The 23123-nt window shown below is 42.6% G+C and carries 15 protein-coding genes; 11 read left to right on the top strand and 4 right to left on the bottom strand.

Annotated features, from left to right (window positions below; genetic code table 11):
* Positions 1 to 440: 440 nt before the first annotated feature.
* Positions 441 to 1760 carry a dicarboxylate/amino acid:cation symporter gene (locus K0I62_RS11540; RefSeq protein WP_220068286.1) on the bottom strand — a complete coding sequence of 440 codons (1320 nt, stop codon included), beginning with the start codon at positions 1758 to 1760 and terminating at the stop codon, positions 441 to 443.
* 216 nt (positions 1761 to 1976) lie between these two features.
* Between K0I62_RS11540 and K0I62_RS11535 the strand changes: the two genes are divergently transcribed.
* Complete coding sequence (locus K0I62_RS11535; RefSeq protein ID WP_220068285.1) at positions 1977 to 4433, top strand: Ig-like domain-containing protein; 2457 nt, start codon at positions 1977 to 1979, stop codon at positions 4431 to 4433.
* A gap of 178 nt (positions 4434 to 4611) precedes the next feature.
* Here K0I62_RS11535 and astB read toward each other — a convergent pair whose 3' ends face one another.
* Entirely contained in the window at positions 4612 to 5949 is a 1338-nt protein-coding gene (astB, locus tag K0I62_RS11530) for an N-succinylarginine dihydrolase (RefSeq protein ID WP_220068284.1), read from the bottom strand.
* Positions 5950 to 6308: 359 nt separating this feature from the next.
* Here astB and topA point away from each other — a divergent pair, with 359 nt between their 5' ends.
* The 6 genes from topA (at position 6309) to K0I62_RS11500 (ending at position 12473) form a co-directional block, all read left to right on the top strand.
* On the top strand, positions 6309 to 8963 hold the full coding sequence (gene topA / locus K0I62_RS11525) for a type I DNA topoisomerase (RefSeq protein WP_220068283.1): 2655 nt from the start codon (positions 6309 to 6311) through the stop codon (positions 8961 to 8963).
* Positions 8964 to 9702: 739 nt separating this feature from the next.
* Positions 9703 to 10278: a YceI family protein gene (locus K0I62_RS11520; protein WP_220068282.1), complete on the top strand. Its 576-nt coding sequence runs from the start codon at positions 9703 to 9705 to the stop codon at positions 10276 to 10278.
* A 114-nt stretch (positions 10279 to 10392) separates the two neighbouring features.
* The gene (locus K0I62_RS11515; protein WP_220068281.1) at positions 10393 to 10740 is read left to right on the top strand and encodes a DUF3802 family protein; all 348 of its coding nucleotides are present in this window, start codon (positions 10393 to 10395) and stop codon (positions 10738 to 10740) included.
* Between the two features lie 101 nt (positions 10741 to 10841).
* Complete coding sequence (locus K0I62_RS11510; RefSeq protein WP_220068280.1) at positions 10842 to 11129, top strand: hypothetical protein; 288 nt, start codon at positions 10842 to 10844, stop codon at positions 11127 to 11129.
* Positions 11130 to 11158: 29 nt separating this feature from the next.
* Positions 11159 to 11533, top strand: coding sequence for a SpoIIAA family protein (locus K0I62_RS11505; RefSeq protein WP_220068279.1), 375 nt, complete (start codon positions 11159 to 11161; stop codon positions 11531 to 11533).
* Between the two features lie 70 nt (positions 11534 to 11603).
* Positions 11604 to 12473 (top strand): putative ATP-dependent zinc protease, encoded by an 870-nt coding sequence (locus tag K0I62_RS11500; protein ID WP_220068278.1) that lies wholly within the window; start codon positions 11604 to 11606, stop codon positions 12471 to 12473.
* 71 nt (positions 12474 to 12544) lie between these two features.
* Here the strand turns inward: K0I62_RS11500 and K0I62_RS11495 are convergent, their stop codons facing one another.
* On the bottom strand, positions 12545 to 15160 hold the full coding sequence (locus K0I62_RS11495) for a PAS domain-containing protein (protein ID WP_220068277.1): 2616 nt from the start codon (positions 15158 to 15160) through the stop codon (positions 12545 to 12547).
* 510 nt (positions 15161 to 15670) lie between these two features.
* On the opposite strand from K0I62_RS11495, the gene pheS reads away from it, so the two are divergent.
* From pheS to lpxM, 4 genes are all read left to right on the top strand, one after another.
* Positions 15671 to 16654 carry a phenylalanine--tRNA ligase subunit alpha gene (pheS, locus tag K0I62_RS11490; protein ID WP_220068276.1) on the top strand — a complete coding sequence of 328 codons (984 nt, stop codon included), beginning with the start codon at positions 15671 to 15673 and terminating at the stop codon, positions 16652 to 16654.
* A 15-nt stretch (positions 16655 to 16669) separates the two neighbouring features.
* Entirely contained in the window at positions 16670 to 19057 is a 2388-nt protein-coding gene (gene pheT, locus K0I62_RS11485; RefSeq protein WP_220068275.1) for a phenylalanine--tRNA ligase subunit beta, read from the top strand.
* A gap of 4 nt (positions 19058 to 19061) precedes the next feature.
* Positions 19062 to 19358 carry an integration host factor subunit alpha gene (ihfA, locus tag K0I62_RS11480; protein ID WP_220061103.1) on the top strand — a complete coding sequence of 99 codons (297 nt, stop codon included), beginning with the start codon at positions 19062 to 19064 and terminating at the stop codon, positions 19356 to 19358.
* 264 nt (positions 19359 to 19622) lie between these two features.
* Positions 19623 to 20558 carry a lauroyl-Kdo(2)-lipid IV(A) myristoyltransferase gene (gene lpxM, locus K0I62_RS11475; RefSeq protein ID WP_220068274.1) on the top strand — a complete coding sequence of 312 codons (936 nt, stop codon included), beginning with the start codon at positions 19623 to 19625 and terminating at the stop codon, positions 20556 to 20558.
* Positions 20559 to 20839: 281 nt separating this feature from the next.
* Here lpxM and K0I62_RS11470 read toward each other — a convergent pair whose 3' ends face one another.
* Positions 20840 to 22978, bottom strand: coding sequence for a M3 family metallopeptidase (locus K0I62_RS11470; protein ID WP_220068273.1), 2139 nt, complete (start codon positions 22976 to 22978; stop codon positions 20840 to 20842).
* Between the last annotated feature and the right edge of the window lie 145 nt (positions 22979 to 23123).

Here is a 23123-nt window from a genome sequence, read left to right as displayed (position 1 = left end):
GGAAGGTAAAAACAAGCCTAACAGGCGAGTTTTAGCACTTTTGATGCAGAGTTAACGAGTTTGGCCCTAGAACAACTATGTGCTTTACTCGTTGCAAACACCAAGGTCTTGTGTGTTTCCGACATAATTAAGACATTCCTTTTATCCTTGAAGGTCAGACGTTGTGAATATCTTTAATGCTCGACTGTATGGATATAGGAGCGAGGGTATCGCATGGAGCAGTGACCGAGGATGCTAGAGCCGAGGAGCAATTAAAGACCATGCCTTTTAAGCGCTACATACTGCCTGAACGAAAAAACGGTCCAAATCAAGGACCGTTAGAATAAGTAAGATTCGCTATCCAGTTCACGCTAATCTGCTTAAGTGATAGGAGTTAGCCTGATAGGGGATAAATTAAAGCCACCTTTTACGAAGGTGGCTTGTTACATTAATTAAAATATTTACTCTTTTACTTCCGCATTAACTTGGTCAACAAAGCTGCCAGCAGTTTTACCCGCTTGAGTATCATTAAAGGTGACTTCGTTAAATGCACCCTCTGATTTTGCAATGATAACGGTTGCCACAGAATCGCCTGTAACGTTTACAGCCGTGCGTACCATATCAAGTAGTCGGTCTACGCCCATGATCAACGCAATACCTTCTACAGGCAATCCTACTTGGTTTAAAACCATAGCTAGCATGATCAATCCAACCCCAGGCACGCCAGCTGTACCAATTGAGGCCAGTGTCGCAGTCACAACCACCATCGCATAATCGGTAATGGTTAGATCAATACCAAATACCTGAGCGATAAATACCGTCGCCACGCCCTGCATAATCGCCGTACCATCCATATTGATGGTCGCGCCTAACGGAAGGGTAAAAGAGGCTACTTTGTTGTCTACACCTAAACGGTGCTCTGCAGTTTCAATAGTTACAGGTAAGGTCGCGTTGGAGCTTGCGGTACTAAATGCAAATAGTTGCACATCGCGCATTTTACGAATAAATAGCAGTGGACTTAAACCTGAGAAGATTTTTAGGAGCGTGGGATAAACAACAAAAGCATGTATTAGCAATACACCTAATACGACGAAGAAGTATTTAACTACACTTTCGAAGGTTTCTAAGCCTAAAGTCAGTGCCAACTTGCCCATTAGGGCAAAAATACCGTAAGGCGCTAATTGCATGATTAAGGTAACGACTCGCATGATCACTTCATTTAAATCATTAAACAGTGCAGCTACGCGTTTGCCACGTTCACCGATATGTGAAACCGCAAACCCAAATATCACAGCGAAGATAATGATCTGCAGCATATTGCCTTCGGTCATCGCCTGGATAGGATTACGTGGAACCAGGTTAATAAGCACATTGGCTAGACTGGGGGCCTCTTTCACGCTGTACTGCATATTTTCAGCGGCAAGAGAAGCGTTTCCTGGGTGGATAAGTAAAGCGACTAAAATTGCCATTGAAAGGGCAATTGCAGTGGTAAATAGATAGAAGGCGATAGTTTTACCACCAAGACGTCCTAGGGTCGATGGATCACTTAACGAGCAGGTACCACATACAAGGGAGACAAAAACCAACGGCACGACCAACATCTGCAAACTTGAGATAAAGATGGTGCCAATAACGTTTAATAAACCGTCTGTAATATAGTCTTGAATAAATGCACTTTCGGGAAATAACCAGCGTAACAAGAGTCCAAATAAAATGCCTCCAGCCATACCGATAAGTATTTTACTCGTTAATCCGAGCTTTTTATTTTGAGTTAGAGCCATAGTGCTTCCTGTATTATTTTTATGCTTTTTAATTTGCGCCTAAAGCCTAGCAAGAAACTAAAGCCGATGAAACGGCTAAATGGTTAAAGTTTTTGGCCGTTTTGAGCAAATAAACGCGATTAGTTATGGAAAAGTTATAGGAAAATTGTGTAATGTTAATCTATAAGTAATAAGCAGATGCTTAATATTATAATCTGAGTAACAGGGAGTCTGACAATGAAGTCAGCGTTTAAAGTTTTTACCTCATATTTATTTTTACTTTTTATCGTAGCGTGTAGTGGTGGGGGCAGTATTACAGATGATGGTTCAGGGGGGGCACCCGAACCTGGAACTATTACTGTTAATCTATCGATCGACAACACTCAAATTTCAGTTGCTGAGCCTGCAACACTGACTGCAACGGTTAAAGATTCAACAGGGTCTCCCGTGAGTACACTTGTTTCATTTTCTCTAAACGATGACTCTTATGGAACATTTGCACCGGGAACCGGCCAAGTCGCAACAGATGCTAGTGGCGTAGCAACCATCCAATTGAATACAGCGGCAATCAATACTGGTGCCACTGTAACAGCTACAACCTCTTCAGGAGAGAGTGCATCGGTTAACGTGACTATGGTGGGTGATGGTGGTGAAGCCGGAGGCGGTGCACAGGTCTCCTTGGTATTGACTGATATTTCTGGTAATCCCATTCAATCTATTAGTACTTTAGTCCCTGGTAAGTTAACGGCGACCGTGACTGGGATTGCTAAACCCACGATTGTTACTTTTGCCAGCTCAATAGGCGACTTACCGATTAAAACTGCTGTGACAGACTCTGCAGGTAAGGCAACAGTAGATATCTATGCTGGAAGTTCTTTAGGTGCAGGTGAAGTCACTGCGACCTTATCTACCAATGAGGTGGGGAAGACTATCGTCGTTGTTGGTGCAACTAATGTGGTGATGGGGAGTGGGTCTCCTTTTGTAAAGGGCGCTGCAGAAATCAGTACAGATAATCTATCGGCGGGTGGTACCGCAACGATTTCAGTTTTGATTCAAGATGATCAAGGTAACCCTTTTACTCAGCCTGTAGATGTTAATTTTTCATCTACCTGTGCGACAAAGAATCCGGCACAAGCAGAAATTAGCTCACCAGTATCGTCGAGTAACGGTGTAGCGACTTCAACATATCGCGCCCAAGGTTGCGTTGGTGAGGATCAGATTAATGTGACTGCTAATGCGGGGGGGATTAGTCTTTCTGCGACAGGTACAATTAATGTGCTTCAGGCTGATATCGGCAGTATCGTATTTGTATCGGCGACTCCTGAAAATATCAGTATTTTAGGCACTGGTGGCGTTGAGTCATCTGTTGTCAAATTTAAAGTACTCGATAAAAACAGTAATCCAGTTGCCAACCAAAATGTCCTATTCTCACTTAACACTATGGTGGGAGGTGTAGGCTTATCTCCTAGTCAGGCGACAACGGATAATGCAGGTATGGTCCAAACCGTTGTTACTACAGGTACAGTAGCGACATCACTGCGCGTAACTGCAACGGTTGACGATGGTTCAATTCCTGCTATTGCAAGTCAGTCAAGCCAGCTTATTGTGTCAACTGGGATTCCGGATCAGGATAGTTTCTCACTGTCTGCTGAAGTGTTGAATGCAGAGGGTTGGAACCAAGAAGGTACAGAGGTAGTTATCACTGCTCGCATGGCGGATGCATTTAACAACCCTGTTCCCGATGGTACAACGGTCTCCTTTACCACCGAAGGTGGCTCTATTGAAGATGCATGTCAGACAGTAAAAGGCGTCTGTTCAGTTAAATGGACTAGCCAGTTACCACGTCCAGAGGGGGAAACTATTGTTTCTGGTGCAGGTGTGATGGTGCGCGATCCTAACGCAGCGATTGTTTATTATCCTACATTGGATGTATACGGGAATATATATGGTCAGAAATATGGTGGACGAGCGACGATCACCGCAACAGCTATTGGGGAAGAGTCATTTCCAGATCTTAATGGTAATGGCCGTTTCGATGCCAGCGAGATGAATGAGTTTATCGATGGTACCGATGTCACTGGTCAAGCATTCGATCTTGACGATGCATACAATGACTACAACGAAGATGGTGTATTTAATCCGCAGCAAACTGGCGGCCAAGTTGGTGGTTCGTTAGAAGAGTTAGTCGATTTTAATTCCAATGGCGTCTTCGATGTCAAAGATGGAAAATATAATGGCGTATTGTGTTCTGATCCTGTGCACGCAGGTTGTGCCGATGGCGTCAGCGATTCCAAGTCGATATTTGTTCGTCGTAGCTTAGTCATGGTGATGTCTGGTAGCGTGGCTTATGGTACATCACCAGCCAATATTCTTATCGATGATAAAGATGGTGAACATTATGGCGGCAGTATCAACATTATTGGTAAAGGATCCGCTTCAGTATCCTTTACCATTTCAGACCTACATAATCAGCAAATGCCAGCAGGCTCTACTGTCAGATTTAAGACTAGCGCTGGCTCGGTTGTTAGCGCTGCAGAGTATACTTGGCCAAGTTCTAATTATAATGGTGGTAGAGAGTTTACCGTGACGCTAAAAGGTGAAGATGAACCTAATACTGGTGTATTTATCGTTGAAGTTGAAACTCCAGCGGGTACCTTATCGGAAGTTGTATCGATTGGAATTAATATTTTATAAATATTAATGTAAAGAAAAAAGCGCCAGTGGCGCTTTTTTCTTGGTGTTTATAACTCTTACTCATAGATGCTGCTGGGGTTTTGTATATCAATAAGAGCTAAATGAAATTAAGCGAGGTGGTTGTAAAAAGCCACCTACAAAAGGTGGCTTGGGAAATTAGATCTATGCGAAATAAAGTTTATTTCTGGAACTGATAAACACTGCCTAATTTCATTATCTGTGTTAGTTCATCAAGTGCAGTACGAGACTCGATAATAAGTTGAGGATCGGCTAGATCATCTACGGCAAGTTCGTCACGATAATGTTTATCTACCCACAGGTTTAAACGTTCAAACAGTTCATTGTTCATAAGTGTATGTTGATTAACTGCGGCGACTTCCATCTCGTTCATCGCTACCCGTAAACGCAGGCAAGCGGGACCACCGCCATTTTGCATGCTTTGTTTTACATCGAAGTAGTGTACCTGTTTGATTGGTGTGCCAAGCGTGACCACCTCATTTAGATAAGCAAATACCGCTGGGTTCTCTTGGCAGTTAGTTGGGGCTATTATCGCCATCTCTCCATTAGGTAGCGTAATGATCTGAGTATTAAACAGGTAGCTCTTTACTGCATCTTGAATACTGACTTTAGCCGTTGGGACTTCAATAAAATAAAGCGATTGACCATTAAACTTATGCTGGATCTCGGCAAGTTTTTCTTTGGTATTCAGAAATGCTTGCTCATGATAGAAAAGCACGTTTTGATTACCCACGGCAATCACATCATTATGAAAAACACCTTGGTCTATTACATTGGGATTTTGCTGAATGAACACACTGCTATCGTCGTCAAGTTGATGCAAGCGTGCAATCGCTTGTGAAGCCTCCAATGTTTGACGAGCAGGATATTTTTTTGGCTTTGGCGCCAATGGGTTTGTGGCTTCTTGGCCGTAAACAAATAGCTCAAGCCCTGCGTGACCATACTCGCTACATAGGCGAGTGTGATTGGCTGCTCCTTCATCACCAAAATTTGCATGTTCTGGCAAATGTTGATGATGGCTGAAATAGCGAGAGTTATTAAAGGTCGCTGCCAGAATATCGCCAGTAGTTGTTGGTTCAATGCTGCGATGAAGCTTATCGACGAGGTTCGCTGGTGTAAAATGTATTTTTCCGTCATGGGTATCGGCGCTTGGCGATACGGTTGCTGCATTTGCCGTCCACATGCTTGAGGCGCTGCAACATGCTCTAAGGACTGCAGGAGCCTGTTTAGCGGCTTTACTCAATACTTCTGCATCTGTACCTGAAAATCCAATTCTACGCAGTGTATGGAGATCTGGGCGCTCCTGAGGCGCTAGTATACCTTGGACCATGCCCATGTCTGCGAGTGCTTTCGCCTTTTTTAACCCTTGTTTAGCAGCAGCTTTAGGGCTAGATATCGCAGCAGCATTGCTTAGGGATGCCACATTACCATATGACAGTCCTGCATAATTATGGGTTGGGCCGACAAGTCCATCAAAATTTGCTTCGTAATGCTTCATTGCATATCCTTCAAGGTTATTATTGTTTTTAACCAGTCGGTCACACAATATAAAATATGTTGTTAAACTGGCTGAATTTGTGGTCCAGTATACTTGAGGTTGCGCACTTAACAAGTTAGGGAAAGTTCGGCAATATTGTGCTATATGCTTAGAAATGCATAACTATTACTTGTTAGATGGCTAATAATGAAATATTAGTTTTTAATTACGCAATATTATTTTTCACATTTTTTTCAAAAATGGTTAAAAAGTGGCTCTCCGTAACAAATAAAACAGGGATTAGCTTGAAAGTATGGGCACAACCCTCTATATATGGAGCCAATTTACAGAATTTTGAGACTTTTGGCGCAGATCATTCTATGGGTAAATCGCTAGTTATTGTCGAATCACCGGCCAAAGCCAAGACTATTAATAAATATCTCGGCAAAGATTACATCGTAAAATCGAGTGTAGGGCACATCCGTGACCTGCCAACATCTTCGACTAGTGAGGCGGGTTCGGTGACGAAATCGCCCGCTGAAGTACGTAAGATGTCTCCTGAAGACAAGGCAATATATAAGGCGAAAAAAGCTAAGCAAGCGCTGGTGGCTCGAATGGGGGTTGACCCAGAACATGGTTGGAAAGCCAAATACCAAACCTTGCCAGGTAAAGAAAAGGTAGTTAAAGAACTGCAATCTCTTGCTGAAAATGCCGACCATATCTTTCTCGCAACCGATTTGGATAGAGAAGGAGAAGCTATCGCTTGGCATTTACAAGAAGTGATTGGTGGTGATCCGGCGCGTTACCAACGTGTGGTGTTCAATGAGATCACTAAGACTGCAATTCAAGATGCATTTAGTCATCCATCTACGTTAAACACCAATATGGTGAACGCACAGCAGGCTCGTCGTTTCTTAGACCGAGTGGTTGGTTTTATGGTGTCACCACTGCTATGGAAGAAGGTGGCTAGAGGTTTATCCGCTGGCCGGGTTCAATCCGTTGCAACTCGATTAGTCGTTGAGCGCGAAGGTGAGATTAAGGCGTTTGTTCCTGAAGAGTTTTGGGATATCCACGCGCAGCTTAATACCTTGTCCAATGACGCCCTTAAAATGCAAGTTGCCAAGTATCAAGGCAAAGCATTTAATCCGATAAATGAAGCTCAGGCGATGGCTGCGGTTAATGCGCTGTCTGATGCTAATTTTGTCGTGACGGCGAGGGAAGATAAAGGGACATCGAGTAAACCATCGGCACCTTACATCACATCGACGCTGCAACAAGCAGCGAGTACTCGATTAGGTTTTGGTGTTAAAAAGACCATGATGATGGCACAGCGTCTGTATGAAGCGGGTCATATCACCTATATGCGTACCGATTCTACCAATTTGAGCCAAGAGGCTTTAGACAGCGTTCGCGATATGATTGCCAGTGAATTTGGTGATAAGTATTTGCCTGATGCGCCTATTCGATATGGCAGCAAAGAGGGCGCGCAAGAGGCGCACGAAGCGATTCGACCTTCAAATGTCAAAGTGACCGCGGCTAGCTTGAGCGACATGGAGCGTGATGCCCAGCGTCTGTACGAATTGATTTGGCGTCAATTTGTAGCTTGTCAGATGACGCCTGCAAAATATGATGCGACGCGTTTAACCGTTACCGCGGCTGAATATGAGCTAAAAGCATCGGGTCGAACGCTTAAATTTGACGGTTGGACTCGAGTCCAAACTGCAATTAAGAAGAAAAACGAAGAAGATAATACTTTGCCGTATGTCGCTCAAGGTGACAAGTTGGCGCTTGAAGAGCTGTTGCCTAAGCAGCACTTTACTAAGCCGCCAGCGCGTTATAGTGAAGCGTCGTTAGTTAAAGAGTTAGAAAAACGCGGTATTGGCCGTCCATCGACCTATGCCACGATTATTTCAACCATTCAAGATCGCGGCTATGTTAAAGTTGACAATCGTCGGTTCTATGCTGAAAAAATGGGCGAGATTGTAAGCGAAAGTCTTGTGGGTAGTTTCGAAGAGTTGATGAGCTACGACTTTACTGCTGGAATGGAACAGACTCTCGACAACGTGGCTCAAGGGCAGCTTGAATGGAAAAAAGTGCTGGACAACTTTTATAAAGATTTGACCGCCCAGCTCGAAAAAGCAGAGTTACCACCAGAAGAGGGCGGAATGCGTCCTAACGAAATGGTGTTGACTGACATTAAGTGTCCAACATGTGATCGTCCAATGGGCATTCGCACCGGTACTACTGGCGTGTTTTTGGGTTGCTCTGGTTATGCACTTCCTCCGAAAGAGCGTTGTAAGACGACCATGAATCTTACTGCCGGAGAAGAAGCGATTAGTGAAAATAGCGAAGATGCTGAAACCGACGCATTGCGTGCAAAGCATAGATGTGGTGTTTGTGGTACGGCAATGGACAGCTATTTAATTGATGAAACTCGTAAGCTGCATGTGTGTGGTAACAACCCTATGTGCGGTGGGTACGAAGTCGAACAAGGTCAATTTAAGATAAAAGGCTATGAAGGCCCAATTCTCGAATGCGATCGTTGTGGCAATGACATGGAGCTTAAGAATGGCCGTTTTGGTAAATATTTCGGCTGTACTAATAGTGAATGTAAAAACACGCGCAAGTTACTAAAAAGCGGTGAGGCTGCACCACCAAAAGAAGACCCAATTCATTTGCCAGAGCTTAAATGCACTAAGTCAGACGGCTACTTTGTGTTGAGAGATGGCGCTGCTGGGATCTTTATGGCCGCCAGTACGTTCCCTAAATCACGTGAAACTCGACCACCTTTGGTTGAGGAACTCGTGACTTACCGAGATTTGCTCTGGCCAAAGTACCAGTACTTAGCTGATGCGCCAGTTACTGACGATGACGGTAATAAAGCATTCGTTAGGTTTAGCCGCAAGACTAAAGAGCAATATGTTTCAACAGAAGTCGATGGAAAGGCGACTGGCTGGACTGCGAAGTATGTTGATGGTAAATGGGTGACAGAGGCTAAAGCAAAAGCTAAGCCTAAACCAAAGAAAAAAGCTTAATCAAAAAAGGCCCTAACTCACTCAGTTAGGGCCTTTTTTATTGTTTGTGTTATCACAGAAAAAGCGGAGATGTTATACCAATCAGTATAAGAAAGTGGCTCTACTCAGCGTGTTTTTTGGCAACGCATTCAAGGCGAATAGATGATGGAATGCTTGTTCCTTGTGAGGCTATTCAATGCGAAGTCGCAAGGTAAAAAATACGCCTAACAAACGAGTTCTAGCACTTTTGATGCCGTGTTAACGAGTTTGTCCCTAGTTTAACTATGCTCTTCACTCGTTAAAAACAACAAGGTCTTGTATGTTGTCAACATACTTAAGACATTCCCTTCATCCCTAGAGGTCAGAAGCTGTGGATGTCTTTAATGCACGACGAGATGGATATAGGAGCTAGGGTAACGCATGGAGCCGTAGAGCCGAGGAGCAATTAAAGACCTTGCCTCATAAGTGTTAAATGCTTGCTGAGCGATCACATCTTTATACTGATTGGTATTAATTAGTTGTTGGTTAATGGCTTAGTGTCGAAGAGTTGATGAAGTGGAACTGAGCTTTTAAAGTATTATCTCTTGGATTGATGAGCTTGAGCCGTTCTAAAATGACGATAGACTTAATTCAATGGGTATAATCGTCCAAAGTGATGAATATTAGGCTAATATAGATAACGAGACGTTGTTGCAGATAAAGCAGGCTGGCTATTTTATTTGGTAAATGGAATCAATCATTAGCGATAGGGAGAATTAAGATGAAAGCAGTGTTATTCGGTTTAGGAATCAGTTTATTTAGTGCAATGGCATTGGCGGATAATTGGCAAGTCAATAGCCAAGATTCCGTTGTTAATTTTATCTCAGTGAAAAAGGGTGATGTTGCCGAGGTGCACAAGTTTACTCAAGTCTCTGGCATACTAGATTCAAGTGGTGACTTTAGTCTTTCAATACCACTCTCTAGTGTTTGGACCAATGTTGAGATCCGTGACATTAGAATGAAAGAGGTTTTATTTGAAACAGCCCAATATCCTTCAGTAGATTTAATGGCTAAGGTCGATATAAATACTATTGAAAAGTTATCTATTGGGGAGATGCGATCTTTATCGCTTGATGCGATTTTGGTCTTACATGGTGAAAAAAAGTCAATATTAGTCAATGTGCGTGTTGCTAAGTTGGCTCAGGATAAAATGTTGGTGATGAGTGAGTCTCCAATTATCGTCAACGCAGCTGATTTTGATTTAGCATCAGGTGTCGATAAGCTGCGAGAACTGGCTGGGTTGAGTGCAATAAGTCAGGCTGTTCCTGTTTCGTTTGTGTTAACGCTTAGACGTTAAAAACGTGCACTAACAACAAGACTAACCACTTAATTTGTTTCATAATGATGTTCATGACATAGAGTGAACATGGCTACAATCATGGTTTACGTATAATGCTTGTTAGGGCAAATAATGGTTACAGATAAAGAAGGCTATATACATTTAATACAATATCTTACAGAGCATCTCGGGCTATTCGAATCGTCTGAAAATATGGTCGATAGCGGCGATACTGTTATGGAATTGTTTGAAGAGCAATTAGCCGCGCAGATCATTATGGTTTGTGGCCAAAATCCGACCTTGTCGTTCGCCGAACGTAATATCGTCATTCGTGAGGTCGATGCCATTGTCTATGATCTCGAGGAGATTTTAGCTGGTGTGGCGAATCATAAAGCGACAACTGAACAAACCATTTTTATCACCGAATTTTCTGGTTTGATCAAAAATCTATTTGATCAAGAGATTGCCAAAATGCAGTAATACGATTATTTGTATCAGTAACAGATATTTACAACTGTATTCTTGTTAAAGATCTCCAATCTGCCTAAAGTTAGGCTAGGTTTGTGATTGGAGTTTAATGCATGTTTTCTCGCTCAACCAATAAGCAGCATTTTGTTATCTACGCGATATTGGTGGTGTTTTGGGCTGCATTTCAGCAGTTTAGTGCAAATGCATTTGAGTTGGGTTGGGGTTTTATTCCGTTCGTTATTTCGCTTCCATTTGTCCCTTTTATTTTAGTGTGGCTTGGCGTCCAATTTGCAAGACATTACCGTTATGTTAAATTAGGGCCAGATGTCGCGGGGCATTTTACTCACTGTGTATGCATTGGAGTCTTATTTGGTCTCTTTGTTTATCATTTCGTTTATTAAATTAAAATTACAGTAGTAGGAAGCGGATTATGATTGAGTTACTTAATGGGTTTAGTCATGATGTTGTTGCCATTCGTGCTCATGGGGTGCTCACTAGTGACGACTATGATCAGCTATTAGTTCCTGCGATCGAGTCCAAATTAAAAGATCATGCAACTATTAAGCTATGGTATGAATTTGGCGAACAGTTTGAAGGTATTTCGGTCGAGACTCTTTGGGATGATGCAAAGTTAGGCTTTTTTCATTTGACGGATTTTTCAAGAATTGCCATTATCACAGATAATGACTGGTTGACGAGTATGGCTAAAGTTATTGCCTGTATGGTGCCTTGTCCGGTCAATGTTTTTTCTCGACAAGATCTGCAATTAGCACAAGATTGGTTGATGCAAGTCGAATCCGTTTAGCGAGTATATTGATTTGAAAATTGCCGGCATAGATGTCGGCTTTTTGTTTTATAAGGTTTAAGGGTTCAAGATGCTTAAGAGATTATTTTTATGTTCAATACTTTTATCTATATCAGCCACAGCTGCGGAGAAAGAGATTATTGGGCCAACCGCTGTCATGTCTGTCGAAGAAGCTGGGCTAAGCTATGAAGCGCGTATAGATACTGGCGCGGCCAACACCTCACTAAATGCCTTTGATATAGACATTGAAGGCGGCAGTGCTAAAAAGATGAAAGATAATGTGGGTAAAACCATATGGTTTACGACAAAAAATGCGAAAGGCGAACAGAAACGACTCAGTGCAAAAATAGTTAAGACCTCGACGGTCAGTAACTCTCAAGGTAGAGAAACTCGCTATATGGTTGCCCTAAATGTGCGTTTTGATGGTAAGAGCCGTAAGGTTAATGTCAACCTTAGAGATCGTGAACATATGGACTATAAGTTACTGATCGGACGAAATTGGTTAAAGGATAGGTATATCGTTGATGTTGCAGAGAAGCGTATTATAGGGCCTGTAGCGCCTATTAGTATTGTTGAAACGGGATTGATTTTTGAAACTCGTATCGATAGTGGGGCTGTTGAAAACTCACTTCATGCCGTCGACTTAAAGATTGAAGGTGGAGTAGAAGAGATGGAGCTCAATGTTGGTAAGATGCTCTATTTTACTACTGAGAATGAGAAAGGCGAATCTCATCGCGTTCATGCCCGTATCGTAGAAACTTCTCTTATCAGAAATGCTCAAGGAAGCGAGGTACGTTATATGGTTGAGCTGAATGTGGGAGAGCCAGGATTAGAATATAAGGTTAAAGTTAATTTGCGTGATCGTTCCAAAATGACCAATAAATTCCTGATTGGTCGCAATTGGTTACAGGGGCATTATCTCGTGGATGTCTCTATGTAAGGGACTGACCTGTTAGGATTATTCCTCCACATTAAATTGACTAACGCTGAACGCTATTTTGTGTGGAAAAATCAGTGTGGAAGTTTTAGCTGACATTCTATTTCGGTGAACTCTGTTGCAACCGATGTTATCGACAAGCAACCATCATAATGAGAAAGCAGCCAGTGATGAATATCAACTAAAGTACCATGACGGTTTAGGTCATTTAGCTGCAATTTTATATTGTCTAAACTGGTTGATGTGATGCCAACACCGGTATCTCTAAATGTAATCTTAAGTACGCCATTAAAAACGTTAGCGCTTACTTGAAGTTGTTTTGTTTTATCGGTAACAAGATCATCAGGAAAAGCATGGAAAATGGTGTTGTTGATCAATTGATAGCATAGGGTAAATAGATGCCATGCAGGCATTGCTATTGATAGCTGGGGCGTACAGCTAATTGTCCAATTTATTTTTTTACTACTCAATTTCGGTGCTAATGTGGCAAAGATATCTTGTAGAAATGGCTCGAGCATAATTGATTTGCTCTGCTGCTCTACCGCCAGTAAAGGCTTGGTGTGGCGCAATATGTCTATTTGCTCCGTTAGCTTTTCCATTAACACAGCTGAATGTGGGTGACTTTCATTTAAGTATTCAACTTTGGCGGCTATGACCACTAGCTGTTCTAATGCTGTTAACTGCTGTCGATTTAATTCAGTTATCATTTGTAGCATTAGTTTTTGATATGTTACTTCCGTCGGTCCGATTTTATCGGGATCTGTTTTACTATTTTTTTGCTCAATCAAAACGGCTTTAGCATGTTCACGGTGCTGCTCAATAGCTTGTTGTAATGATGTCACCTTGGTCGATAGCGATATAATCGTTTGTTCTTGTTCTGATAGTTTTTCCTTTAAGCTATTGATATCCATTGCCATCGCGCCCAATGCGATAAGATTACCTTCGGTATCTTTTATGGGATATTTAGTGATTAAGAAAACACGCTCACCATAAATGGTAGGCATAGGTTGTTCGAAACTTTGTGCATTATCGGTGGCTTTGATGATGGCATCATGACTCGTAATAACTTGAGCAATATTCTCTGGGTAGATATCGACGTCTCTTGTGCCGAGGATTTTATTGCGCTCGACGCCTAATATTTCACAAAATTTATCATTAACTAACGTGTATCGACCATCAGTATCTTTAATGCATATCACGTTTTGTGACGCATTCAATAGTGAATTAATTAGTTCCTTTTTGGTTTCTAGTTCTGTTTGCGCTATACGCTGCATTGCGAGTTGCTGCTCTAGTGCTAAGTTGCTGGCGTCAAGACTTGCATAAGCGATCTCGAGTTGGTTACTTCTAGCGATAAAGGCTTTTGATAACTGTCCAAGTTCATCATGACGTTTATTGGCATCTAGTTCTAGCTGCCCTAAGTTGCCACTTTGAAGTGCCGAAACGACTTTAAAAATCGGTATAATAAACAGCTTGTGTTGAAATACAAACAAGATGATTAGCGCGAGTAGTTGAGCTAATAATAGAAAGGCACCCAGTTTTATGGCGATGGCATTAGCTTGTTGAGATAGGCTTGAAAGTGGTGTGACTAAGATTATTTTCCATTGTGTCTGTGCCATGGTGAGAATGGACACTAATACGGGTTCATCGAATAGTGGGCTCGACGCTAATTCTAAGGTGACGGTATTGGCTTTAAATGGCTTAGGTTGCAGAGCCGAATTAATTAATGCCGAGAGTCGCTGACGTTTATCCTTTGGCGTATTGTCGAGCAATGCTTGTAGTTGTGCTGTTTGATAGGCGGGATATTGTATCGATTGTTCATAGAACTGTTGATCGAGTAAATTTACTGCGTCTTCAATTTTGGCCAACTCAGGATAAAGCGCGATAAGTTGATGTAATGGTTGTCCCAATAGTGACGGATTTTGTGATTTTTCGCTTAGTTGATCGAATGGGGCTGACAGTAAATTATTGTATCCATCTAGTGCTAAAATATATCCCTTAGATAATGGATTTTGATCTGAAAAATTAAAATACTTGTTTAATCCTGCAAGAGACACATCTACAGTAGCGACACCAATGAATTGGTGCTCGGCACGCATAGGAACAGAAGCGGTGATCATTACCTCTTTGGTAAAAGGATCGATATAGGTTTCAGACCAATGGGTATGACTATTTTGAAAATATTTTACTGGTTGGTACCACTTTTCTTGATGATATCCTGGGCCACTTGGAGAGTCATATCCGTTTACTCGAGTAAACTTGTCTGCTTTATTTCTGGCCCAAAAGAAACTGTGAAACTGTTTATCAATTAAGAAGGCATGCGGTTCGGGCCAGATACCACCACCAGCGATGAGTTGAGTCTTATTTTCAACCGTTAATAGGGAGGGGAGCAGCTCATCAATAATTTGGGGTTGGTCTTTATAGGTTTCGCCAATGATACCGATACTATTAGCTATGACATCTATTTTCGATAAGATATTTTGAAGCTGTGCGATAACCGATTGGCCATAGTTTTGACTAAGGCTGAGTTGAGTATCCATATGGTGTTTTTTTTCTGTCGAAAAAATTAGCCAAATACTCAAAGTGATGATCAAGGTTGCAACCACAAATTGGACGATAGTAAATTTAAAAATAAGGCTATTTTTCCATTTAGTATCAGGTGTAAATACCTTATTTGGGATGTCGATTACCATTTTCCTTGGTCAACTCCAGATCGCATAATGTTATTGTCCAAGATTAATTCAAAATGCATTAGGAATGAATCGATCTTTTTAAATTATTGTTAAATTTTGTCGTTTATTCATTGCGACAAGTAACAAAGTCCCTCCAATAAAGCGGATATATTGAAATCATCATAAAACACAGCACTTTATCTTCATGCTGAGGAGGTTATAAGCCATGGTGCTAAATACAGTCAGCCAAGCCAAGAATAACAGTTCTTGATTGTCTATGTGCCATGTTAGTTCGAATCAAAATGACATAGAGGGTGCGATGAGGGGGCGATTTTTGTGCAACTCCATGTTATGTGGTTTAGTTAGATTGCTTTTCTCTCGGATTTCGTTAGAAAAATACCAAATAAGCCCTAGTCAAACGGCCTATGGTCACGTAAAATTTGTCTCTTTTTCTATTTTCGCAAGATGAATAGTTAGCACATAGCAAGTCTTGGCTCTCAACCTTGGGGGGCAGGCGTACTGGAAGAGATGATGTCACAGTTAACAGAAATCGTAGAACAGGCCTTGCAGGCTATCGAAGGGACAGATGATCTGAAAGCCCTCGATGATCTTCGTGTCGATTACCTAGGTAAAAAAGGTAAGATCACCGACATGATGAAGATGATGGGTAAGCTTAGCGCAGAAGAGAAACCCGCTTTTGGTCAAGCCGTTAACCAAGCTAAGCAAGCCGTGCAACAAAAACTATCTGAACGTATTGATGGTTTAAAAGCATTGGAACTGGAAGCGAAATTAGCGCAAGAAAGCATTGACGTTACGCTACCAGGTCGCTGTATTGATAACGGTGGGCTTCACCCTGTGACGCGTACAATCGAACGTATCGAAACCTTCTTTGGTGAACTTGGTTTTAGCGTAAAGCAGGGGCCTGAAATCGAAGATGATTTCCATAACTTCGATGCACTGAATATTTCTGAGCATCATCCTGCCCGTGCCGATCATGATACTTTCTATTTTAATCCAAAGTTGATGCTGCGTACTCAAACGTCCGGTGTACAGATCCGTACGATGGAAAATGAGCAGCCACCGCTGAGAATTATCTCTCCTGGTCGTGTTTATCGTAACGATTACGACCAAACACATACGCCAATGTTCCATCAAGTAGAAGGCTTGATGGTGGATGAAAATGTTAATTTTGCCGAACTGAAAGGGATCTTACACGATTTCCTACGCAACTTTTTTGAAGAAGATTTGCAAGTGCGCTTCCGTCCTTCCTATTTCCCTTTCACTGAGCCTTCAGCGGAAGTGGATGTGATGGGCAAAAACGGCAAGTGGTTAGAAGTATTGGGTTGCGGCATGGTGCATCCAAATGTACTGCGCAGCGTAGGAATTGATCCTGAAAAGTATCAAGGGTTTGCTTTCGGTATGGGTGTAGAGCGTCTCTCTATGCTGCGTTACGGAGTTAACGATCTGCGTTCATTCTTCGAAAACGATCTACGTTTTCTTAAGCAATTCAAATAACGGAGCGAGTAAAAAATGAAATTTAGTGAATCTTGGCTTCGTGAATGGGTTAATCCTGATGTAACTCGTGAAGCGCTTTCGCACCAGATCACCATGGCTGGCCTAGAGGTCGATGGTATTGATGCCGTGGCGGGTGAATTCTCTGGCGTTATCATAGGCGAAGTCGTTGAATGTGGTCAGCATCCTGATGCAGACAAATTACGCGTAACCAAAATCAATGTGGGTCAAGACGAATTGATCGATATCGTATGCGGCGCGCCAAATTGTCGTTTAGGCCTCAAAGTTGCTGTTGCAATGGTGGGTGCTGTATTACCCGGTGATTTTAAGATCAAGAAGGCTAAACTTCGTGGTCAACCCTCATTTGGTATGCTTTGTTCTTATGGCGAGCTTGGTATTGATATCGAGAGCGATGGCATTATTGAGCTGCCACTCGATGCGCCAATTGGCAGCGATGTGCGTGACTACCTTGATCTTAATGATGCCGTCATTGATGTGGATCTGACCGCGAACCGTGCAGATTGCTTAGGCATGGCTGGTTTGGCTCGTGAAGTGGGTGTGTTGAATCGTCAAGCGGTGACCGAGCCGACTTGGGAAGCGGTAACCCCATCGATTGATGATGCCATCACTATCGATAACCAAGCGCCTGCATCATGCCCTCGTTACCTTGGTCGTGTGGTAAAGAACGTCAATGTTAAAGCACCGTCTCCTTTGTGGATGCAAGAGAAGCTACGCCGCAGTGGTATTCGATCAATTGACCCGATTGTAGACATTACCAACTATGTGTTGATCGAGTTTGGTCAGCCTATGCATGCGTTTGATTTAGCGACTTTAGCAGGCGATATTATTATCCGCTTAGCTGATGGTGAAGAAAAGCTTACTTTACTCGATGGTAATGAAATTACGGTGCCCTCCGATACATTAGTTATTGCCGATAAACAAAAAGCGTTGGCTCTTGCTGGCGTATTTGGTGGTGAAGCATCAGGCGTAACCGATGATACTAAAGACATTCTGCTTGAGTGTGCGTTTTTTGCACCACTCGCGATTATGGGGAAGTCTCGTCGATTAGGTTTACATACGGACTCATCACATCGTTTTGAACGCGGTGTCGATCCTGAGCTGCAAGCTAAAGTGATGGATAGAGCAACACGTCTTGTGCTTGATATCTGTGGCGGTGAAGCTGGCCCAGTTGTTGAGTCCAAATCAGATGAACATCTTCCTAAGCCTGTAAGCATTCAGCTGCGCCGTAGCAAGCTCGATAGAGTTCTTGGTCACCATATCAGTGATAGCGACGTGACAGAGATTTTAGAGCGCCTAGGCTTTAGTGTTGAGTTCGCTGGTGAGACTTGGAATGTGATCACCGCGACATACCGTTTCGATATGGCGATTGAAGAAGATCTCATCGAAGAAGTTGCGCGTATTTATGGATACAATAATATTCCAAATACCGCCCCAGTAGCAGCGCTACGTATGCCAGATCATAAAGAGTCAGACATCAGCTTAAAGCGTGTACGCGCTATGATGGTTGCTCGTGGTTTCCAAGAAGCAGTAACTTATAGTTTTGTTGATCCAAAGCTTCAAGAACTCCTTCACCCCAGTGAAGCAGCGATGATTTTGCCTAACCCAATATCAGTCGAAATGTCGGCGATGCGTTTGTCTATGTTCACAGGCTTGTTAACCGCAGTGGGGTATAACCAAAGCCGTCAACAAAACCGTGTTAGATTGTTTGAAACGGGTCTGCGTTTCGTTCCTGATGAAACTGCCGAATCAAATGTACGTCAGCAGCCTATGCTGGGCGCGGTGATTTCTGGTAACCAAAATGATGAACATTGGACAATGGAATCAAAAACCGTTGACTTCTTCGATCTTAAAGGTGACTTAGAAGCAATTATCGGCTTGACAGTTTCTGACGAAGAATTTACTTTTAGATCAGCAACACATCCAGCTCTTCATCCAGGGCAATGTGCTGAAATATTAAGAAATGATCGTGTAATTGGTGTCATCGGTGCAGTTCATCCTAGCCTTGAAAAGCCATTTGGACTGAACGGAAAAACATTTGTTTTTGAACTCGAATTAGATGCTTTATTACATGCAAGTTTGCCGCAAGCTCAGGCTGTATCTAAGTTTCCAGCAAACCGTAGAGACATCGCTATTGTTGTTGATGAGCAAGTGTCTGCAGGAAGTGTCGTAAATTTGATAAGAAAAGTTGGCGAAAATCAGTTGGTTGGCTTAAACTTGTTCGATGTATACCAAGGTAAAGGTGTTGAACCAGGTAAAAAGAGTCTGGCGATAGCACTTACACTACAAGATAACGCTCGTACACTTGAAGAAAAAGAGATTGCCGAGATGGTTGATAAGGTAGTTTCTGAACTCAAGTCAGAGTTCAACGCATTGTTGAGGGATTAAAAGTATGGCACTTACCAAAGCCGAAATGGCAGAACATCTTTTTGAAACGCTTGGTATTAATAAGCGAGTGGCTAAAGAGATGGTTGAGACGTTTTTCGAAGAAATTCGTCAAGCACTCGAAAACGGTGAGCAGGTCAAGTTATCTGGCTTTGGCAACTTTGACCTTAGGGACAAGAATCAAAGACCGGGAAGAAACCCTAAAACAGGCGAGGATATTCCAATTTCTGCTCGTCGAGTGGTGACTTTCCGTCCAGGACAGAAGCTGAAGAGTCGAGTTGAAGAGGCTAATGCCGGTAAATAGCTAGACTGAGTTAAAAGTTAAGGCCACTCATTGAGTGGCTTTTTCTGTTTTTTATGTGCCTAGTTGTATCTAACCCCTTGTGGTTTCAACTATTTAGCCCATTTGATGGTTGGCGCGATCCATATAGATGTCGTTTTTTTGATTAGTGCAAAGCACGAGTCTTTTTAACCTATGCCTGTATTGGTCCGTTTTCGCTGCAATTAAATTAAGTTGTCTATTTAAGTTTTGTTGATACAACACTTTGCAAGTTTGAGGTTGAGTTTCTTGTCTAGAAAACCAAAATATTTTGATCGTCGTTTTAAGGCTGAACTATTACATCCTAAGCATTGGCCGACATGGATTGCGATAGCTATATTGGTCGTTTTTGGCTTAATGCCTGCCTGGTTACGGGATCCTATCGCGCGAATGCTCGCTAAGTTGGTGAAGAAGATAGCCCAAAAGCCGTTACGTGTTGCACGGGCAAATCTACAAGCCTGTTTTCCAGAAAAGTCTGAGTCAGAAATTGTGCAGTTACTCGATGATAACATTGAAAACTTTGTGATGACCTTGCTTGCGCAATCAGAGTTGCTCATTCGTTCTACAGCCAATTTACGCCGCAGAGTTGAGCTAGAAGGCTTTGAGCATGTGCAGCAAGCTCGAGACGCTGGGCAACCTGTAATTTTCATCATGCCTCATGTTTGGGGGATCGAGTATGCTGGATTAAGATTAAATGTCGACTTGCCCATGGTTTCTATGGCCAAAGCACATCGCAATAAATTATTTGATTGGTTTAACAATAGGATGCGCAGCTCTCAAGGCGGAAATATCTATATGCGTGAAGCGGGTATTCGCGCTCTGCTTTCGGAGTTGAAAAATGATAATAGTTTTTTCTATCTGCCCGATGAAGATTTAGGGCCGGAAAAAAGCGTATTTGCGCCGTTTTTTGCCACGGTTAAAGCCACCCTTCCTGTTGTTGGTCGGTTAGCAACAGCAGGAAATGCGCAAGTGATGCCGGTTAAGATAGGCTACGATCAAAAACGTAGAAAGTATAAGCTGACGGTCATGGCACCGATAGCACCAGAGCAGATGCAAGGCAAGGAGAATGAAGCGCTTGCACTCAATAGGGCTGTAGAGCAGGTAATAAGTGCTTACCCTGAGCAATATATGTGGTTCTTAAAAGTATTACGTACGCGTCCTCCAGGAGAGCCATCAATCTATTAGTGATATTCACCATTTTATTGGTGCTTAAGTCTGACTTGAGTGATGGCAGCTAAAAGATGGAAAGCAGAAAGGTGACTTAGGCTATAAGCTTTACTCACTTTTTTAATTTTATCCCTAAATCACCTAATACAGCAGGTGGATTCTTTACTGGCTGTCGATATCGGTTATTGCTAGTTCAAGTTAACTGATTATTATAAATAAAAACGGCAACCTAAATAGGCTGCCGTTTTTTTGGCTTGTTTAAGACACTATGTCTTAGTCAACGAGTCGGCTTAATCAACTTAGTCAACAAGTCCTCTACGTTTCAGTAGCGCATCAACCGTGGGTTTTCTGCCGGTAAACTTAATGTAGTCTTGCATCAAGTCTTCACTATTTCCTTTAGACAATACATTATTACGGAAGCTATTACCGTTTGATAATGATAAGCCCCCGTTATGACTCATATAGCTAAATGCATCGGCTGCGAATACTTCGGTCCATAGGTAGGCGTAGTAACCCGCAGAATAGCCACCAGTAAAGGCATGGCTAAAGTAAGCCGATTTGTAACGTGGTGGAATAGGCGCAAAATCGATTCCGTGTTTAGCCAGAGCCTCATGTTCAAACTTAGCGACATCGTTAATGTTAGCGTCGACGCCAATTGAGTGCCATTCCATATCCAAAATAGCAGCGGCTAGATATTCTGTCGTGTCGAAACCTTGACCGAATTTACTTGCTGCTAATACCTTCTCGAGTAATTTTGCAGGGATAGGTTCGCCAGTTTGGTAGTGCTTGGCATAGTTGGCGATAACCTGAGGGTCAATTGCCCAATCTTCGTTTGCTTGTGAAGGAAACTCGACGAAATCACGTGCAGTGGCGGTACCCGCTAAACTTGGGTATTTCACATCAGAGAATAGCCCATGAACAGCATGACCAAATTCGTGGAACATGGTGGTCACTTCATCGAAGGTCATTAGCGTTGGTCCTGACGCAGGCTTAGGAATGTTTAACGCATTATAGATAACAGGCTTATTACCCAGTAAACCGCTTTGAGTCACAAATTCATCCATCCAGGCTCCGCCATTTTTTCCTTCTCGAGCATAGGGATCAAGATAAAAAATACCGAAAGATGAACCGTCTTTATTAAAGACTTCATAGGCGAGTACGTCAGGGTTCCATACTGGTAGATCGTTGCGAGGTTTTACCGTGATGCCGTAAAGTTTCTCCATGGCGAAGAACATACCGTCGTTTAATACGCGGTTAAATTCAAAGTAGGGCGTAACTAAACTCTGATCGAGATCGTATTTTTCCTTTCTGACTTTTTCCGCATAATAAGCCCAATCCCATGGTGCTAATTCAAATTTCTCACCAGTTTTTGCGATTTCAGCTTGGATATCTGCCGCTTCCTGCTTAGCTTTTTCTACCGCTTGGGGGGCCAAGTTATCTAAGATCTCGTAGACAGCGGCAGGTTTTTTAGCCATTTGGTCAGCAACGGTATAATCAGCCCATGAGTCGTAACCGAGCAGTGCGGCTTTTTCTGCATGTAAATGTGACTGCTTAATAATATTGGGGCCGTTAAGATCCATCGCACGGTTAGCGGAAGTTTCCCATACCCGTTGACGAAGCGCACGGTTGTTCAGGCTGGTGAGAATAGGTTGTCTGGTGGTGTTCACCAGTGTGATAAGATAGCCCTCTTTACCAGCGTCTTTGGCCGCTTGAGCTAAGGTGGATATTTCAGCTTCAGATAAACCATCAAGCTCGGCTTTGTCATTAACCATGATCACGTCATTTTTGAAAGAACTGAGTACATTCTTTGAAAATTCGGTGGTTAAGCTGGCTAATTGGCTATTGAGATCACGCATCTTCTGTTTGTCAGCGTCAGATAACTTGGCACCAGCACGCTCAAACGCTTGATAATAAAACTCGACTAAACGTTGATCTTCTGCTGATAACGCTTTGCGTGACTGATAGACAGCCTCAACGCGGGAAAATAGCTCAGGATTTAAATAGATATTGTCGCTATGAGCCGCTAGCTTAGGAGCGAGCTCCGCTTGAAGTGCTTGCACTTCATCGGATGAATTCATGCTGGCGAGGTTGAAAAAGGTCTTAGAAACTGTTGTTAACAAGGCCCCTGATTTTTCCATGGCTACAATTGTATTATCGAATGTAGGTGCCGCTTTATTGGCTGTGATTTTTGCTATATCGGCGTCATGTTCGGCAATGCCTTGGCTAAATGCGGGGGCATAGTCAGCCATTGTGATTTGATCAAATTGTGGCGCTTGATATTGCAAATCACTTTTATGCATTAGTACGTTACTTGCTTGAACTTCAGTTGATGCGGCAGTATTCGTTTTTACGGGGTCTTCTTTTTTCGCTGGTGCTTCACTGCAGCCGGTAAGGGCTAAGCTCGCTAAAATAGCGGTGGTGATAATGGACTTACGCATGGATTCTCCCTGGGTGATTGCGAGCAACATGTTATTGAGTTTTATAGTCTGTTGCCGTGTTAAACCTATATTGACGCGTAACCATACCAAGTGAGGGTGATCTATATCAAATACAAATTTTAAGTTTCAATTAATGATAAATTGA

Source organism: Shewanella psychrotolerans, assembly GCF_019457595.1.
Lineage (GTDB): Bacteria > Pseudomonadota > Gammaproteobacteria > Enterobacterales > Shewanellaceae > Shewanella > Shewanella psychrotolerans.
This window is presented reverse-complemented; position numbering and strand designations above follow the sequence as displayed.

What these genes read in the sequence shown, in the direction of transcription:
- K0I62_RS11540 (WP_220068286.1), bottom strand. Translation starts at nt 1,760, where the DNA reads ATGGCTCTAACTCAAAATAAAAAGCTCGGATTAACGAGTAAAATACTT.
- K0I62_RS11535 (WP_220068285.1), top strand. Translation starts at nt 1,977, where the DNA reads ATGAAGTCAGCGTTTAAAGTTTTTACCTCATATTTATTTTTACTTTTT.
- astB (WP_220068284.1), bottom strand. Translation starts at nt 5,949, where the DNA reads ATGAAGCATTACGAAGCAAATTTTGATGGACTTGTCGGCCCAACCCAT.
- topA (WP_220068283.1), top strand. Translation starts at nt 6,309, where the DNA reads ATGGGTAAATCGCTAGTTATTGTCGAATCACCGGCCAAAGCCAAGACT.
- K0I62_RS11520 (WP_220068282.1), top strand. Translation starts at nt 9,703, where the DNA reads ATGAAAGCAGTGTTATTCGGTTTAGGAATCAGTTTATTTAGTGCAATG.
- K0I62_RS11515 (WP_220068281.1), top strand. Translation starts at nt 10,393, where the DNA reads ATGGTTACAGATAAAGAAGGCTATATACATTTAATACAATATCTTACA.
- K0I62_RS11510 (WP_220068280.1), top strand. Translation starts at nt 10,842, where the DNA reads ATGTTTTCTCGCTCAACCAATAAGCAGCATTTTGTTATCTACGCGATA.
- K0I62_RS11505 (WP_220068279.1), top strand. Translation starts at nt 11,159, where the DNA reads ATGATTGAGTTACTTAATGGGTTTAGTCATGATGTTGTTGCCATTCGT.
- K0I62_RS11500 (WP_220068278.1), top strand. Translation starts at nt 11,604, where the DNA reads ATGCTTAAGAGATTATTTTTATGTTCAATACTTTTATCTATATCAGCC.
- K0I62_RS11495 (WP_220068277.1), bottom strand. Translation starts at nt 15,160, where the DNA reads ATGGTAATCGACATCCCAAATAAGGTATTTACACCTGATACTAAATGG.
- pheS (WP_220068276.1), top strand. Translation starts at nt 15,671, where the DNA reads ATGTCACAGTTAACAGAAATCGTAGAACAGGCCTTGCAGGCTATCGAA.
- pheT (WP_220068275.1), top strand. Translation starts at nt 16,670, where the DNA reads ATGAAATTTAGTGAATCTTGGCTTCGTGAATGGGTTAATCCTGATGTA.
- ihfA (WP_220061103.1), top strand. Translation starts at nt 19,062, where the DNA reads ATGGCACTTACCAAAGCCGAAATGGCAGAACATCTTTTTGAAACGCTT.
- K0I62_RS11470 (WP_220068273.1), bottom strand. Translation starts at nt 22,978, where the DNA reads ATGCGTAAGTCCATTATCACCACCGCTATTTTAGCGAGCTTAGCCCTT.